Source organism: Bdellovibrio sp. HCB209, from assembly GCF_047306065.1.
GTDB lineage: Bacteria > Bdellovibrionota > Bdellovibrionia > Bdellovibrionales > Bdellovibrionaceae > Bdellovibrio.
This window is the reverse complement of record NZ_CP178618.1, coordinates 3,233,760-3,250,853: the sequence shown is the minus strand read 5'-3', so window position 1 is coordinate 3,250,853 and position 17,094 is coordinate 3,233,760. Positions and strand designations below refer to the sequence as shown.

14 protein-coding genes are annotated in these 17,094 nt (G+C 45.8%); 2 read left to right on the top strand and 12 right to left on the bottom strand.

Annotation, left to right across the window (positions count from 1 at the left end; genetic code table 11):
- Window positions 1–13 precede the first annotated feature (13 nt).
- The 11 genes from ACLVWP_RS15735 to ACLVWP_RS15685 all read right to left on the bottom strand — a co-directional run bounded on the left by ACLVWP_RS15735 (window position 14) and on the right by ACLVWP_RS15685 (window position 14,667).
- Window positions 14–985, bottom strand: a complete 972-nt coding sequence (locus ACLVWP_RS15735; RefSeq protein ID WP_413558600.1) for a glycosyltransferase family 9 protein — start codon at window positions 983–985, stop codon at window positions 14–16.
- Entirely contained in the window at window positions 986–3,856 is a 2,871-nt protein-coding gene (gcvP, locus tag ACLVWP_RS15730) for an aminomethyl-transferring glycine dehydrogenase (protein ID WP_413558598.1), read from the bottom strand.
- Window positions 3,857–3,984: 128 nt separating this feature from the next.
- On the bottom strand, window positions 3,985–4,641 hold the full coding sequence (locus ACLVWP_RS15725) for a hypothetical protein (RefSeq protein WP_413558596.1): 657 nt from the start codon (window positions 4,639–4,641) through the stop codon (window positions 3,985–3,987).
- Window positions 4,642–4,708: 67 nt separating this feature from the next.
- Window positions 4,709–5,653 carry a LamG domain-containing protein gene (locus ACLVWP_RS15720; protein WP_413558594.1) on the bottom strand — a complete coding sequence of 315 codons (945 nt, stop codon included), beginning with the start codon at window positions 5,651–5,653 and terminating at the stop codon, window positions 4,709–4,711.
- A complete protein-coding gene (locus ACLVWP_RS15715) occupies window positions 5,653–10,029 on the bottom strand; it encodes a beta strand repeat-containing protein (RefSeq protein ID WP_413558593.1) in 4,377 nt (1,458 codons plus the stop codon). Before ACLVWP_RS15715 ends, ACLVWP_RS15720 begins: the two co-directional genes overlap by 1 nt.
- A gap of 317 nt (window positions 10,030–10,346) precedes the next feature.
- Window positions 10,347–10,811, bottom strand: a complete 465-nt coding sequence (locus ACLVWP_RS15710) for an actin-binding protein (protein WP_413558591.1) — start codon at window positions 10,809–10,811, stop codon at window positions 10,347–10,349.
- 69 nt (window positions 10,812–10,880) lie between these two features.
- Window positions 10,881–11,204 (bottom strand): DUF4286 family protein, encoded by a 324-nt coding sequence (locus ACLVWP_RS15705; protein WP_413558590.1) that lies wholly within the window; start codon window positions 11,202–11,204, stop codon window positions 10,881–10,883.
- 12 nt (window positions 11,205–11,216) lie between these two features.
- Window positions 11,217–12,554 (bottom strand): TldD/PmbA family protein, encoded by a 1,338-nt coding sequence (locus tag ACLVWP_RS15700; RefSeq protein WP_413558588.1) that lies wholly within the window; start codon window positions 12,552–12,554, stop codon window positions 11,217–11,219.
- A gap of 1 nt (window position 12,555) precedes the next feature.
- Window positions 12,556–13,980 (bottom strand): TldD/PmbA family protein, encoded by a 1,425-nt coding sequence (locus tag ACLVWP_RS15695; protein WP_413558586.1) that lies wholly within the window; start codon window positions 13,978–13,980, stop codon window positions 12,556–12,558.
- 96 nt (window positions 13,981–14,076) lie between these two features.
- The gene (locus ACLVWP_RS15690) at window positions 14,077–14,367 is read right to left on the bottom strand and encodes a HigA family addiction module antitoxin (RefSeq protein WP_413558584.1); all 291 of its coding nucleotides are present in this window, start codon (window positions 14,365–14,367) and stop codon (window positions 14,077–14,079) included.
- Between the two features lie 9 nt (window positions 14,368–14,376).
- On the bottom strand, window positions 14,377–14,667 hold the full coding sequence (locus ACLVWP_RS15685) for a type II toxin-antitoxin system RelE/ParE family toxin (protein WP_413558582.1): 291 nt from the start codon (window positions 14,665–14,667) through the stop codon (window positions 14,377–14,379).
- Window positions 14,668–15,202: 535 nt separating this feature from the next.
- Between ACLVWP_RS15685 and ACLVWP_RS15680 the strand changes: the two genes are divergently transcribed.
- Together ACLVWP_RS15680 and epmA are read left to right on the top strand one after the other, a co-directional pair.
- Window positions 15,203–15,439, top strand: coding sequence for a hypothetical protein (locus tag ACLVWP_RS15680; RefSeq protein ID WP_413558580.1), 237 nt, complete (start codon window positions 15,203–15,205; stop codon window positions 15,437–15,439).
- Window positions 15,440–15,451: 12 nt separating this feature from the next.
- Window positions 15,452–16,663: an EF-P lysine aminoacylase EpmA gene (gene epmA / locus ACLVWP_RS15675; protein WP_413558579.1), complete on the top strand. Its 1,212-nt coding sequence runs from the start codon at window positions 15,452–15,454 to the stop codon at window positions 16,661–16,663.
- Window positions 16,664–16,744: 81 nt separating this feature from the next.
- Here epmA and ACLVWP_RS15670 read toward each other — a convergent pair whose 3' ends face one another.
- The gene (locus tag ACLVWP_RS15670; protein WP_088616367.1) at window positions 16,745–17,029 is read right to left on the bottom strand and encodes an HU family DNA-binding protein; all 285 of its coding nucleotides are present in this window, start codon (window positions 17,027–17,029) and stop codon (window positions 16,745–16,747) included.
- Between the last annotated feature and the right edge of the window lie 65 nt (window positions 17,030–17,094).

The window sequence follows — 17,094 nt, the reverse complement described above, 5'->3', positions numbered from 1 at the left end:
GGATGGCGGGATTCTACAGAGTGTTCAGGGCTTTTAGCAAATCTTCGACTTGGATTTCTTCCATTGCGTGGTCAAAAGGGGGATTTTCGTTTTTAGATACGAAAATTTTTACATTCTCACCACGGGCAGCCCAGCGGCGGGGGTGTTGCACACGGATGGGCGAGTAGAGGCCCAGGACATTTGCGCCCAAGGAAGACGCCATATGAGCGACTCCTGTACTTGGAACGACGACAGCCTTGGAGTTCTTAAGAACCGTGAAAAGCTCTGCCGGTTTTAGCAGATTCTGTAGATTGATCACATTTGCATCGTTTTTGAAACGAGCTTTGATTTCAGTTAGAAAAGGCTCATCTGCGGGAGTTCCTGTTAAAGCAACTTTCGCAAAAGGAGTGATCTGTTCAATTAAAGAAATATAGCGATCCGTTGGCCAGTTTAAAGCGGAACCCGCCATGCCTGGATGGACCACAACATAATTTTTCTCAGTCAGAGAGTGTTTCGCTAGCAGTTCAGGATTTTTTGCAGCCACCAATTTTAAAACGGGTGTTGGATCTTTGGATTTTTCATCCAAAGCGAAACGCAGCAAATCCATGTTGTAGTCAGCTTCGTGTTGCACGGCTTGGCTGCGACGTTGGCGAAGGCCTTTATTTAAAAACAAAAAGCTATGCCATTGCGATTGAACACCAGCACGAACCTTTACGCCTTCTGCCCACAATGCAAACGAAACCCACCATGGTGCTTGAAAACTCACAGCCACGTCAGGTTTGAATTCACGAATAAATGTACGAAGTGTTTTTAAAGAAGTTTTCCAATCATCCTTGGAAAGCTCGATATAAGAACGTTTGGGATCTGCATTGTCAGGGACAAAGCTTAAACCTTTAGCGATAACCCATTTGACCTCTTTATCCGCCATGAACTGCGCCTGATCCACACACATTGTGGAGATCAGGTCGCCGATTTTATCAAGGCGGATAAGAAGGACTTTTTTCATCTAGCGGTATTCTTCGATCGATGGGCAAGAGCAGATCAAGTTGCGGTCGCCGTAGGCGTTATCAACACGTCCTACAACTGGCCAGAACTTGTTCGTGCGCAACCACTCTACTGGATAAACCGCTTCTTCGCGAGAGTACGGATGATTCCATTCAGGTTTCATCATCATCTGCGCTGTGTGCGGAGAATTTTTCAGAGCGTTGTTTTCCTTGTCCATTTTGCCAGACTCAACCGCCGCGATTTCGCCGCGGATTGCAAGCATAGCATCGATGAAACGATCTACTTCTTGTTTTGGTTCAGACTCAGTCGGCTCGATCATCAATGTGCCCGCAACTGGGAAAGACATTGTTGGAGCGTGGAAGCCGTAATCGATCAAACGTTTTGCAACGTCAGTCACGTCGATACCAGAAACTTTTTTGATATCACGAACGTCGATGATGCACTCATGGGCTACGTAGCCAGATTTACCTTTGTAAAGAACTGGGTATGCTTTTTCCAATTTCTTAGCGATGTAGTTCGCTGACAAAATTGACACTAGAGTCGCCTTACGAAGACCCTCAGCGCCCATCATCGTGATGTATGCCCAAGAGATCGGAAGGATTGAAGCTGAACCCCAAGGAGCAGACGTCGTTGACGTGATACCATTTGCAGGACCTGCTTCAGGAACCAAAGAGTGTTTCGGCAAGAATTCTTTCAAGTGAGCGCCCACACCGATTGGACCCACACCAGGACCGCCACCACCGTGAGGGATCGCGAATGTTTTGTGCAAGTTCATGTGAGATACGTCAGCACCGAAAGTACCTGGGCGGCACATACCAACCAAGGCATTCATGTTCGCGCCGTCCATGTACACTTGGCCGCCGTTTGCGTGAACGATATCGCAGATCTCTTTGATACCTTCTTCGTAAACGCCGTGAGTGGATGGATAAGTGATCATCAACGCAGACAAGTTGTCTTTGTGTTGTTCCGCTTTCGCTTTCAAGTCAGAGATCTCAACGTTACCCAGGTCATCGCAGTTCACAACAACCACTTGCATACCAGCTAGTGCCGCTGAAGCAGGGTTAGTTCCGTGTGCAGATGAAGGGATCAAGCAGATGTTTCTGTGAGCTTGGCCACGAGATTGGTGGTACTTACGGATCACAAGAAGACCAGCGTACTCACCTTGCGAACCTGCATTTGGTTGCAAGCTCACAGCTGCGAAGCCCGTGATGTCGCAAAGTTTTTGTTCAAGGTCTTTGATCATTTCAATCAAACCAGAAGTTTGAGAAACCGGAGCAAACGGGTGAAGTTTGCTAATCTCTGGCCAAGATACTGGAACCAACTCAGTCGTTGCATTCAATTTCATTGTGCAAGAACCCAATGGAATCATTGAGTGAGTCAAAGTGATGTCTTTGTTTTGCAAATGGTGGATGTAACGAAGAAGTTCAGTCTCGCTGTGGTGAGAGTTGAACACAGAGTTCGTCATGAATTTAGATTTACGCGCAAGATCGGCTGGGATTTCCGATTTCAATGTGTCGTCGATCGCCAAGCAATCGAAAGCCGCTTTGTTGCCGCCATTGAACGCCATCCAAACAGTTTCAACATCAGTCAATGTCACAGTCTCATTCAAAGAGATGCCCAAAGTTTTTTCGTTGATCTGACGGAAGTTCATTCCCAACTTTTCTGCTTCAGCCAAAATGCCAGCAGCGTTGTCAGAAGTAACCGTTACTGTATCAAAGAAAGCGCCTTTAGAAACATTGTAGCCAAGTTTAGAAAGACCATCAGCCATGATTGCAGTCAGGCGGTTCACACGTTGAGCGATTTTCTTAAGACCTTCAGGTCCGTGGTAAACCGCATACATAGAAGCCATGTTTGCCAAAAGCACTTGAGCTGTACAGATGTTGGAAGTCGCTTTTTCACGACGGATATGTTGTTCGCGAGTTTGCAAAGCCAAACGCAAAGCTTGTTTGCCTTGAGAGTCCACAGACACGCCCACCAAACGACCTGGCATCATGCGCTTGTAAGAATCTTTCGTCGCAAGGAAAGCCGCGTGAGGACCGCCGTAACCCAATGGTACGCCGAAACGTTGAGAGTTACCCACAACGATATCAGCACCCCACTCGCCCGGAGGAGTTAGAAGAGTCATTGCTAGCAAATCTACAGAAGCGACAACGTGTGCACCTTGTGCTTGGTATTTTTTTGCAAGGTCTGCGTAGTTCTCTACCGCACCTTCAGTATCAGGGTATTGGAAGAACACACCGAATGCAGGTTTAGCGAAGTCGTAAGTTGCTGGATTTGTCACGATCATCTCAAGACCCAATGGCTCTGCACGAGTGCCAAGGACTTCGATTACGTGTGGGTGCATTTTGTCTGAGACAACAAACGCGTTTGCTTTTGTTTTGCAAAGTGCGTGAGCCATGAACATTGCTTCTGCAGCAGCTGTTCCTTCATCAAGAAGTGATGAGTTGGAAATTTCCATTCCAGTCAAATCAGCCACCATAGTTTGGAAATTCAACAATGCTTCCAAGCGACCTTGTGCGATCTCTGCTTGGTAAGGCGTGTAGGCTGTGTACCAAACTGGATTTTCAAAAATGTTTCTTTGGATGATTGTTGGAGTGATTGAATCGTGGAAACCCAAACCGATATAGGATTTCATCACTTTGTTTTTTGAAACCATCGATTTCAAATGATTCAACAAACCGAATTCAGAAATGCCGGGACCAACGCCGTCGAATTTGTGATCCGTGCGGATTTGCGAAGGGATAACTTTGTTAGCCAACTCATCCAAAGATGCGAAACCCAATTCTTTCAACATCGCTTGGATGTCGGAATCGTTAGGGCCGATGTGGCGAGGAATAAATTCGTTACGTGGAGATAAATCGTCGATTTTCATGAGCACCTCAATCGCCAAGAAGCCTAGCACAAGCGCGAATTCTATTAAAGCTTTGTAGGGGAGGCGACTCGGCTAATGCAAAGCGATATGGTGCTATATTTTAAGGCATGTTTTTAAAGGGCGCCAGCTTAGTTTGATGAAGCGAATTCGGCTTCACAATCAGCCGTGATTTTCTTGGAATTAGCACCTTTTTGGCAGGCTTTAATCCAGTCGCGCGCCATGCTCAGCTTGTCATTATCGCTTTTAAAGGAATCTAGGCGGGATTGAGCTGATGGCAAGTTCATCAAAAGGGCGGTTTCGACTTTAATGGCCAAGAGGGCTTTGTTCTGAGACTCAAAAGTTTGGGGATTTAAAATGTCTTTCATAAGGTCACGGACGGATGGGGGCACCGCTCTAGAAACCGAGGACATTTGCTCTAACTTAAAGCGGAACATGGGATCTTGGAGAGCACGATGGCCGCTGGCTTTGTAAAACTGAGTCAGATAGGGCGTGCGTTCGTTAAGCAGGGCGTCCTGATCAAGCTCAGTCGGGTTGCAGAGCGTTTTGCAGAACGGAGGCATTTTCTTATTTTGCAATTGGCGTTGCAGATTTTCGAAGGACTCTAATTCCGCGACATAGTTTTCGCCAATCTTCATCACGTCCACAAGGTTCTGATTGGTTTTAGCTTCGGTATGAAGATTGTTGAGCGCGTAATAAGCCACTCCGCCAATGGCAGCCAGGACTGTGATCACACTGACAACGATAAAAATAAGAGCGTATTTCGCGATGAACTTAAAAACCTTCATTCAGGTTTCATCATACTAAATCTTGGCGGGGATTTTCAATGAACTGAGTGTCAGGACCACCGAAGGTCTAATTGCACTTCTGGTGTTTGTACAGTGCTGTGACATCCGCAGCAGTTAGGGCCGTATTCCAAATTATAAACTCATCCATTTTTCCATTAAATGCGGTTGAGTCGGGATTTGATGCAGAGCTGGCCGGAACGCCAGCTAAATAGAATTTGTAAGTAGCATCACTATTGAATCCACCTGTTCCTGCTTGCTGCCAGTTGTATCCATTGTAGCTCGACCAGTTTGGACATGACCCCGTCAAACGAGGATCAGCAGCTCCAGTGTATTTCAACTCTGTTCCGTCGAGGTAGATTTTTGATGCTGTTCCAGCAGACGTTCCATCCCATGTAATTACGATGTGATGCCAGGAATTTGTGAGGTAAGAAGCTAGCACAGGGCAGGAGAAAACCTGTTGGTTGCTAGAGGAATGGACTTTAATAAAGCCGAGTTGTCCACTGGGCTCCAATGTAGAAAAGTAACCTCTACTGCTATTGTTATCGCTCTTATAGAAGAATCGAATGGCTTTGGTGGTGGGTAAGGCAGAGATGTTAATCCAAAAACTCCAGGTTCCGGCGGATAGATTGTCCAGAGCAGTGGAGTTTACGCCAAGAATGTCTCCGGCGGTTCCCGTCGTTGTTAAATGTTGTCTGAAATTGGAAATCGCAGCTGGTGCCGCCGAGTGAGCGGCATAAGCAAGTGTTGAAGAAGCTATGGTCGCAGTCGCATCTGTGTTTGTGATTACACTTTTAACAGTTGCCGCATTGGCAATAGTCCCGGTGCCATCAAAGTGCCAAAGCGCCACGATGCTATTTGCTTGAGGTACCCATGCAGCGCGATCTGGACTTTTGCATTCCTGACCGTTGAAGGCGGAAGGCAATCCAGTTTGCGCACCAGGAACTTGCGCCTGAGAGATTCCAGAGGCAAGAAGCAAAATCATCATGATTGAGCCAGTGGTTTTATTCAGCATTAGTTATATCCTGTCGACCAAGTGATGTAGCAGTCGTAGTTCGCACCATTTGCAATCGTGATGATTGAATAGATGGAAGGCGTACCCGAAACAGTCGCCTGATTTGAAGGCGAGAATTTCGAAGTGTTGCAGCCAGAGAAAGTATAAGTGCGTGAAGTTGTATCAGTCACGACCAGAGTATAATGGCCACCATTAGCCATTCCCGAAAGAGTGATCGTGCTACCACCCACTGTACCCAAAGTGTGAGTGTTACTTTTTGTTAGGTCGACAGCTGCTGCTGCAACTGATGCGGTTGTACCTACCACAGCATTTGATGCAGTGATTGTGCCGCCATTTGCGATGGATAGTCGCTCGCTACCAGCTGTTTGAAGACTTAATCTTGCATCACTGTTTACCAATTGGATACTTGCAGAGCTTGCTTGGTTGGCTGTTCGTAAAGTAACAGATGCACCAGCACCAGATGGAGTTGAGAAGTAGACATAACCGTTGTGAGTATTCGATCCGTCATATACTTTTGCCATCAGTTGCCCACGGCCGCTGGCACCCGAATAGTCGAATCCGCCCAACGCGATATTACCGTCAGCCATAATCGAAGACTTAGTATAATCTCCGGCTGTACCACCAGTTACTTCTAGAGGGTATCCTGGGTTGGTAGGACCTATACCCACTTTACCATTTGCAAGAATCGTCATGCGAGCAGAACCCGCTGTTTGCAGAGTCAGAGAGTTACTGTCTGTGGTACCTAGAGTGGCCGCCGCACCGAAAGCGTTACCACCATTCAAGTAAACTGAAGTTGGCAAATCTGTTGAAGCAATCGTTCTGAATGTTGGGTTACCATCAGCCGCGTTTGGAGCCGCCAAGAAAGTTTTTTGAGTTTGCGAACCAAAGCTTGAAGTCGTCACAGTCACAGCCTGACAAGCCCAACCAGACACTGTCCAAGTGGCAACGTGACCCGCTGTTGAACAGCCGAAGTCATAGAATTTACCAGTGGAATCTTTGATCACCATGTTTGAGGTACCAGCGTTCACACCAGTAAAGTTCATGTTAGTACCAAGGATCGTAGCACTTGCGATTTTACCAGTTGTCACTGCACCAGCAGCAATCGTCGCAGCTGCAGATCCAGGGCCAGCGGCTGCTATATCACCAGTCAATGCCGTGATATAGTTGCCAGCAGCTTGTTTCGCAGTGAAGGCGTCATAATCAGTTTTACTTAAAAGACCCGCAGTCACACCTGTATCAGCAGCCATCGGGATTCTAAGAGTATGGGCTGAGCCAGTGGAGTTCCAAGCCGGAGCGGTACCTACGTTCGTCACAGGAGTAGCAAACGTTTGAGTCGCTGTTGTAAGACCGTTCAATGAAGCGATCGCTGCACCCACAGAACCCACAACTTTAATACCAGAACCATCCCAATACTTCACAACATTGGAAGTCGTATTGAACCAAGTTTTACCTTTATCAGAGGCACCCCAGCCAGTTACCAAAGTCGCTTCAGTCGTGTCAGTGTAATTACCAAGACCCAAAGAACCCGTCATTACGTCACCAGCTTTATTCACTGGCGTATATGTAAGAGCCGTCGTGATATCAGAAGCACCTAAGTTCGCACCCGTTGTAACACGGCCTTTTGTATCCACTGTTACTTTAGTATAAGTACCAGCAGCCACAGTGTTCGCAAGAGTCAAAGCACCTGTATTTGAAACTGTCGCATCACCACTGATCACAACTTCTTGAGCCGCATTTGAACCGTTACCCATCCAAAGTGTGCCATTAGAAAGTGCTGGGATCGGTGTCGATGTACAAGCCCAACCCGAAGCCGTCCACGAAGCAACTTGTCCTACAGTCGAACAAGTAGCACTTACGAATTTTCCTGAAGCATCTTTAAGTACGATACCTGTTGTGGCAGATGTAGCTCCGGTGAAATCCATATCTGCACCGTTAATAGTGCCATCAAGAATTTTCGCGGAAGTCACAGCATTATTGGCAATTGTCGCAGCCGCAGAGCCTGGTCCCGATGCAGCTACATCACCAGTTAATGCAGTGATATAGTTACCCGCAGCTTGCTTCGCAGAGAAAGCATCGTAGTCAGTTTTACTCAATAGACCCGCAGTCACACCTGTATCAGCAGCCATCGGGATTCTAAGAGTGTGGGCTGAACCAGTTGAGTTCCAAGCCGGAGCGGTGCCTACATTCGTCACAGGAGTCGCGAATGTTTGAGTGGCATTGGTAAGGCCATTTAAAGAAGCAATCGCAGCACCCACAGCGCCAAGGACTTTAACTCCAGATCCATCCCAGTATTTTACAACGTTGGAAGTTGTATTGAACCAAGTTTTACCTTTATCAGAAGCACCCCAACCAGTTACCAGAGTCGCCTCTGTTGTATCTGTATAGTTACCAAGTCCCAAAGAACCCGTCATAACATCGCCAGCTTTATTCACCGGAGTGTATGTCAAAGCAGTCGTGATATCAGAAGCACCTAAGTTCGCACCAGTCGTCACGCGACCTTTAGCATCGACAGTCACTTTTGTATAAGTACCAGCCGTCACTGTGTTCGCAAGAGTCAAAACACCCGTGTTGGAGATTGTAGCATCACCACTCATAAGAACTTCTTGAATGGCATTCGAAGCATTACCCACCCAGAAAGTACCATTTGAAAGAGTCGGAACTGCTGGGGGAGCACATGACCAACCAGTCACAGACCAAGTTGCGATATGACCCGCAGTCGAACATGTGAAAGTCACAAATTTCCCGGAAGCATCTTTAATCACTGCACCTGCGGTTGCTGCATTAGTTCCTGTGAAATCCATATCAGTGGCTACAATAGTGCCATCAGCAATTTTAGTTGAAGTGATTGCACCTGAAGCGACTGTTGGATTTGGATATGTGCCAGTAAGGTCACCACCGGCAGAAGCGCCTGATTGAAGTGCTCCCGTAATACGAGCGTCATTACCTGCAGCGAATTGATTTGCACCAGTTCCTTGAAGTGAAGAGATCGTCACATCAGATGGAGCCGCAGCAGAACCTGAGTTGTTACCTTTTAAAGTATAAGAAGGCATATTCGCCATTTTTGCATTTGTCACAGCACTGTTGGCGATTGTTGTAGCAGTAGAGCCAGGACCCGTCCCGGTCACATCACCAGTCAAAGCGGTGATGGCAGAGCCTGATGAGCCAACCGCAATTGCAGTCGTACCATTCCAGTATTTCAACTCATTAGATGTTGAGTTGAACCAGATTTTACCTTTATCAGCAGCAACCAAACTTGGATCAGAAGCATTATTAGAAACATGCAAACTTCTGCCCGCTGACATTGTCATAAAGCCGATGTTTGTGATGTTGTTAGTATTCATGTCGATGGCACCAGCCATCGTGCCGCCAGCAAGAGGCAGTTTTGTTGAATCTGTTGTGGAAGCTGCTTGGCATCCCCAACCTACAGAAGTCCATGTAGCAACGTGACCTACAGTAGAACATGCGAACTCTGCAAATTTCCCTGTAGAGTCCTTAACAACAAGAGTAGATGTAGCAACATTAGTACCAGTGAAATCTAAGTCAGCACTAACGATCGTACCATCAGCAATTTTAGCACTTGTTACAACGCTATTTGCGATCGTTGGACCAGGATAAGTACCACTCAAATCACCACTCGCAGATCCTGTTGGAGCAGCACCTGTGATAGTAGTTGGAGTAACACCAGTAATGCGGCCTTGAGCATCCACTGTGAATACTGGAACTGAAGTGCCAGAACCATATGTGCCAGCTGTGACTGCTGTGTTTGCAAGAGACACAGTTACGTTACCAGTAGTACCACCACCAGACAGACCGCTACCAGCTGTCACACCAGTTAATGTACCAGAAGAAGTAGCCACACAAGAGAATGTCGAACCATTCCAGCTAAGTGCTTGGCCCGCCGTACAACTTGTTACGCTAGATTTAAGAACGATATCATTGATTGTTTTGTCGGCGAGTGTTTGCGCACTATAAGAAGACATCGCGAAAGGAACGGAGCGGATCGTATTTGCAGGATCAATTGCTTGCCAACCAGTACCGTCGTGGAAGGCAACTTTCAACAAACGCTCGGAGGTCGATGAAGCATTCCAAGTACCACCACCGTAACAGTTATATGAGATGCCATTTGTGAATGAATCAGAAAGTTTATTAGAACCACCCACAGCGTAAATCACTGTGCCGTCACCGATCGCGATATCAAAGATACCGTCGGAGTTTTGCATGTTCACGTGTTGGCGTTCTTCGTAGTAAAGAACACAAGTTCCATCAGTAGAAGTAATTTGAAATCTGAAACTAACGTCGTTGTATGTGAGTGGGTTACCTTGAGAGTTTACGATGCGACCTTGATATGTGAGTTTTTGCGGGGATGCTAAGGCCACGGTGGTCATTATGAGCACCGATATGGATACTAAACTAGTTATGATTTTTTGACCGATTCGCATGAGACGTCCCTGTTAAGAATTCGTTAAAAATCTTAGTTAAGGTACTCATCGGTATGTAAATTCAATTGGTTAAGAATTGTTACGCACTTGAAATATAAAAAATTATCACATTATCTCGGAGTCAGCTCTGGATATGCCAAATCGAACTAATAAGAATCTGTAAAGAAATTTATATTTTTCTCGGATTTTGAGGGAACAAAAGAAGAGGCTTTGCTCATGTTGGAACGAGCAAAGCCTGTATCGGAATGAGACGATTATTTGCGAGTAGCTTTCTTAGTAGCCTTACGAACTACCTTCTTTGCTGACTTCGTCGCCTTTTTTGGAGCGGCTTTTTTAGCTACTTTCGCAGCACCTTTTTTAGCCGTCATCGTCTTTTTGAAAAGAGCTTTTTCCAATTTCGCTTTTTGAACGATCGCTTTTTTCTTAGCGACTTGGATGTTCTTTTCTAGAGCGTCAGCAGATTTTTTAATCTTGCTGATCGTTACTGTAACTTCTTTTTCAAGCTTCTCTTCAGAGGCGCTCAAAACTTTCACGATCTCTTGGTATTTTGCCCAAGCTTGTTCGATCTTTTGATCTTTAGTTTTATCGAACTTACCTTTGATTTCCGTTTCGCGTTTTTTGATTTCGTCGCTCAACGTTTGGAAGTTCTCAAGAAGGCTTTGAACGTTCTTGTTTTTTGAGAGGTTGTTCAACAATTTCTGAAATGATGCAGATGACATGATCTTCTCCTTTCAAGAGCTCGGTAGTGACTTTACACCCGCACGGGGGAAAATAAAAGACACTCTCAGTTATTTTGACGCAAAATTAATGGAATCCAGCCAAACTTCACGATTGCTAGAGAATTTTCCAGGGAATTTATCTAGAGCTTTCTCTCGAAGTCTCATTGCGTGATCAGTAACGTAGGCTTTGATCGAATCTTCATCTTTAACTTGGAATACGATACGCAATTCCTTTGCTGAAGACTCCATAGCACCACCTTTACGAAGGCAAAGATCTGCGCTCACGAAACCAGGAGTCGTTAGAATCTCTGGAATGTGTTCGGATTTCAACCATGCAACGTACTCATCGTAGGCTTCGTATTGAACAGTTGTTTGAACGATATAAGTAACCATTTGTGAATTCTCCTAGAGAGTAAATTTAAAATCTTTGATCAAGAAACCTGGCAGTTTTTTTCCACCCCAGGACCGGCTGCTGTAAGTATCCACCGAAGGATCCACTTCTTGGAAATTGGTAACAGCCAACAAGTTTTCACCTAGAGCTTCGTACAAGCTTTCGTCGAAGCGCATATCCGCGATAGGAGCTACGATCTCGCCATTTTCAACCCAGAAGCACGCATAACGAGTCATGCCTGTAATACGCGCCGTAGGGCGGTCTGACCAGTTCAAGTAGTGAAGATTGGAAAGGTAAACACCTGTACCAAGTTCTTTAAGGATGTCGTCCTTCTTAAGTGATCCTGGCAGAATCTCCATCGCGCGAGGTCCTTCGTGGGGGCTCGCAAGGTTTCCTTCAACGCTGTACTCTTTAGCAGAACCAGATGAGATTAAGAAAGTCTTAAGCTCACCATTATTGATCAGCTCAACTTTTTCAGCGGAAACCTCTCCCAAATAATTGAATGGGGGAGTCAAACCCGTCGCGAAGTTTTCACGAATCGATAAAAGTTTAGAGAGTGATTTTTCTTTATCAGCAAGCTTTTGCAAAGCACTGTTACCTTGCTTGTAAGCACTGTAGCTCATCGCGCCCCATGAAAACATAGAAGCCAATTCCGCCACAGCTCCCGGAGCCAAGTAAACTTTGTAAGCACCAGGCTTCAAAACTTTCTTAGGGCGATCCATAAGCTTTAGCTGATTTTTTGTCAGGGCAAGGTTCGCAGCGTACTCATCTTGATTCCAAGTTGTTCCAGCGTACGTGCCTTTCACAGCCTTTTCGCCATGGTACAAAGAGTAATCAATAAAGAATGAATCCGTCGCAAAGAAATGATTCTGTCCCGCAGAGTTGCGGCTTGCAGATACTCGGGGACCCGCGCAGTAGATACCAGCAAGGTCAGAGCCCTCAGCAGGGCCTGTGATTTTCGCGAACATCTCTTCGTGAGTCAGCAAGTGACCTTTGATGTAGTTGTTGCTGGTTCCGTTATTACGCATTTCAACTTGTTTTGGATCGACTGGCAAAAGTTCGCACTCTTTGCGAGCAAGAATCAAAAACTCATCCACGCGCTGCTTGTCTTCGGTCACGTCACTCGTGATATCGAAAGAAAGCTTTGCTGTGCGCTGATTGTTTTGCAGTTGCAAAGTAAGCGTGCGTTGTTCGATGTGTGTGTTCTGACGAACTTTGTTGTTGTTAAAGCGAATAAAGACAGACTCTTCCGCAGAAAGATTTAAGTTTGCTTGTTCGCCGTCAGTAAGTTGCGCAAACAGATGGTCCGCAAGGGCGTTGAAAATGTTTTTCGTGTTTTCGATAAAATTCATATTACGCTCCAAAAACTTCCATGTTGCTGAATAGGCAGTACGGAGTTGTGTGACCCACGCGAATCACTTGATTCGGCTCGCCCTTACCGCAGAATGGAGAACCGTAAGTTTCACGGTTTTCGCTGACAGCCTTCAAAGAGTTCCAGAACTTAACCGTCGTTCCACGGTAATTTGGATTTTTCAAAGTTTTAGTGATCTTACCGTTTTCAATCAATTGCGCATATTCGCAACCGAATTGGAATTTGTTACGGTAATCATCGATCGACCAAGATTTGTTCGCATGCATGAAGACACCACGCTCAACAGAAGCGATCATATCTGAAAGCTTTGATGTGCCTGGCTCAAGATTGATATTCGCCATGCGATCAATCGGAGCACGGTTCCAGCTAGAAGAGCGAGAGTTCGCCACTCCAGGAAGTCCCAAGCGTGCTTGAGATTCCAAAGAACCCAAGCCACGAACCAGAACACCGTCTTTGATTAAGAATTCTTTCGTGGCCTTCACACCAGCATCGTCGAAAGCATAAGAAGCCATCGCGTCTGGTACAGTCGGATCGAAAGTCACGTTCATTAGTTTTGAACCGTATTGAAGTTTACCGAAGTCATCAGGCTTTACAAAACTCCAACCCGCATAGTTTCGCTCGTCACCTAGGATGCGATCGTATTCAAGAGGGTGACCAATAGACTCATGCACTTGCAAAGTCATTTGGTCAGGTGCGATCAAAAGATCCAAAGTTTCAGAAGGACAGTTATCAGCAGACAAAAGCTCAACCGCACCGTCACCGATAATTTTTGCGCGCTCTAAGATTGCAGCACGATCAAAAACTTCAGCACCGATTTGGTTACAACGAGCTAGGCCCCCGTTTTCAGAACGTTGTTGAACCTCACCGGCATCAGCAGCCGTTGCATTAAAGTCTGTGCTAACGATAGAAAATTTTTGGTGAACATCAGAACCATGAGTGGAAACCACAGAGAATTCAGATTCAATAATCATCGCCATTGCGACACGGTTGATGACTTTATCAGAAACCTTCATCGCACGAGTTGCATCCACAAAAAGATCCGTGATCTCTTTAGCGGAGTAAGAATCCATCGGGCGAACCACTGGCGAAGAATATTTGCCTTGTGCCACGGGTCTTTGCAAAACAGAAAAGTCATGAACTTTCAAAGAAGAAGCCTGACGAGCCATCAAAGTTGCTTTGTCAAAAGCACGCTTAACACCCGAAGAAGTCAGGTCGCTAGTTCCGGCATAACCAAAGTGGCCATCCACCAAAACCTCAACCATCAAACCATGCTCAACCGTAATGTCACTGTTCTCAAACTGTTCATTACGAATCACACGCCAAGTCGTTTTCTCATTAACCAGTCTCAATTGAGCCCAATCAACAGAACCCTTCAACCCATTCAGCGTCTTATGCAAATCAAGCATTCAGTTGCCCCTTTTCCTAGTAGAATTCGGTACTTCTGATAGCGGAAGAGGAGAGAAAACTCAATCTTTTAGGGCAAAGTTGTAGGGAATAGAAGCTCAACTGGCTTTTAGAGGTTTTGGGAGCTTTATTTTGCTATTTTTCAAGCGCCACAGATCTTGAGCTTTCTGTAAATCCAGCCAAAAATCGACGGAAACCTCGAGGGCCGCAGCAAATCTCAAGGCAATTTCAGGAGTCAAACTCTGCCGACCATTGACGATACGATTGATCGTTTTAACCTCAACACCAATATGCTCCGCAAATGCCCGTTGAGTCAGATTCAAAGGTTTCAAGAATTCCTCATTCAAAATCTCACCGGGAGTCGTAGGCTGTCTTTTCATTTCAATCATATTTATTTCCTAGTGATAATCACAAATTCGAACATCCCGCGGCCCTTCGGCAGACCAGCGAAACACAATCCGCCATTGATCATTTACCCGAATACTCCAAAAATCCTTCAGATTTCCTCGAAGGGCTTCAAGTCTGTTCCCCGGCGGTGATCGCAGATCCTGCAAAGCTTTGGCAAAGTGCAATACGTCCAGCTTACGACGAGCAACAGATCCCACAGCACTCCAACCCATCTTTTTAGAAACGCGACCAAAAACAAAGAATTCCTGGGTCAACTCACAAGAAAAGGACTGAATCGCCATATTTAATATACCTCAATAAGGTATACCTTTCAAAGGTATAAATTACACACTCAAATCCTTTACATGCACAATGACCTCCACCTCCAACGCAACATAATCGTTCCTCGAGCCAAACCGAGTTCGCGCTCAGGACAAATTCCAGATTTTTCAACTTTGTGACGCATTTCGTTTCTGGTGCATCTTGGCCCTGAACTTTGAAGCAGAAAAGCCAAATCGCACTGTCACTTTGAAACCCAAAACTTCGTCGATTGGAGAGGAGTGGGGATTGCAGAGGGACGCGTGCGAGTTCCGCAGGCCTTTGTAGTAAAGAACGTAGCGATCAAACAACATCGAACCCCTGAACTGCCTACAAAAACGCTGACAAAAAAGAGCGAGGACTGTCCGAGTGTAGCGGCCCTCTGCAATCCCCACTCCTCTCCAAGCGCCCCAAGGCTTCGGTGTCAAAGTGACCAGAAAGACTTGGCATCCTGATTGCTTTAGAGGAAAGGCAGAGATCACCTGGAGTCAATTAGGACGCAAGGGGAAAGGGGAAACCATGAGAATTCTTTTAGCTTTATCAACGACTTTGCTTTTAACAATGATGGCAAGCTGGGCACCTGCTGCTACTCAAACTGCAAAATCTGAATGCGCACTAAGCAGCGAAGGAATTTTCGGTGGTTACTGGGTGAAACATCGGATCACTTCTGGTGAGGAAGTCCTTTTCGGCGCTGACAACCTCGAAGCCATTTCTGCAGAGCTTGTAAGCTTGCGCAACCAGGGTCTTTGCCGTTAATCTGCAAGGACTTTGGATAGAAATACTTTTTTAAATCAACATTGGAAATCTTATCCCGCGATGCCTGCAGAGGCTCATGTTGCGGGTCGTATTTATCGTATCGAACGTGAAAACGGTGGGCTTGAGCTGACCGTGGTTCGCGATCAAACAGAGCACATTGTGACTTTTGAAAATGCGCCTTCAGATTCAGAACATCTGATTGAGGGCGATATCGTTGCAGTTGTTTCGGGTGAGTATATTGTTTTGCTCGCCCCGAATAGATCTTCGTTGCCGAAGCGCACATTTAATAAAGACATTCTGGAAAAATGGAATCGCTACTGCGATGAAGTCCGCACGTTCTTTCGCAAAGAAGGTTTTGTTGAAGTGAAAACTCCATCGTTGGTGGTTTGTCCTGGGACAGAGCCATCGCTTGATGTGTTTTCGACGGAGTTAAAGGTCGGCTCTCGCAAAGAGCGTCTTTACCTACCAACCAGTCCCGAACTTCATTTGAAAAAAGCCCTCGCTCTGGGGGCAGAGAAGATTTTTGAAATGGCTTCGTGTTTTCGCAATGGGGAAGTGACTGAACGTCATCAGCCAGAATTCACGATGCTAGAGTGGTATCGTGCTTACAACAATTTAGAATCAATTAAGCAAGACGTGATCGAGCTCGTTTATTATTTGATGAATGCCTTGCAAGTTCCGGGGCCTCGTCAGGTTTTAAGTTACTCGGTGCCAGAGCTTTTCAAAATGTATTGTGACTTTGAACTGACTCCGCAAACGACTAAGGCAGAGTTGCAATCCTTAGCGCAAAAACTAAATGTCGACGTGCACAGTGCTGAAAGCATCGATGACTTTTTCTTTCTGATTTTCATGGAGAAAATTGAGTCACAACTGCACGGTGAAGATCTGATCTTTGTTGAAAAATATCCTCCTTACCAAGCTGCCCTCGCAAGATTGACTCCCGATGGATGGGGAGATCGTTTCGAAGCGTATTGGCAGGGACTGGAGCTTTGTAATGCGTTTCATGAATTGAATGATCCGCAAATCCAAAGACAGCGTTCCGAGGAAGATCTGCAAAAGAAAATGGAATCGAATAAAGAAATGATTCCTCTGGATCCTGAGTTTTTTGAATGTTTGGATGCGGGGTTGCCACCGAGTGGTGGGATCGCTTTGGGAGTCGAAAGACTGTTTATGGCTCTCTACGGAATCAAAAATATCTCAGACATCATAGTCTTCCCCAAATAGTTGTCTACACTCCGACTTCGTCGGAGTAATAAAAAAAGGGACCCAAGAGGTCCCTTTTTTCATTCAGCTTGAGAGTGAAAACTACTCTTTGCCGCCGTTGATGTCTTCTTTAAGTTCTTTACCAACTTTGAAGAATGGAAGTTTCTTTTCTTCGACATTGATGATTTCGCCAGTGCGAGGATTGCGTCCTTTATAAGCACCGTATTGGCGATTTACGAATGAGCCAAAACCACGGATTTCGATACGGTCATCACGCATCAAAGCTTCAACCATAGAATCGAAGATTGTATTCACAACTGTCTCTGCTTTCACGCGAGTGATGCCAGCTTTTTCAGAGATCAAATTAATCAAATCCGCTTTAGTCATCGTCCAGATCCTCTAGAACATAAAGTATTGATAACACTCCCGATTATACAGGCTGCAAGGGTGCT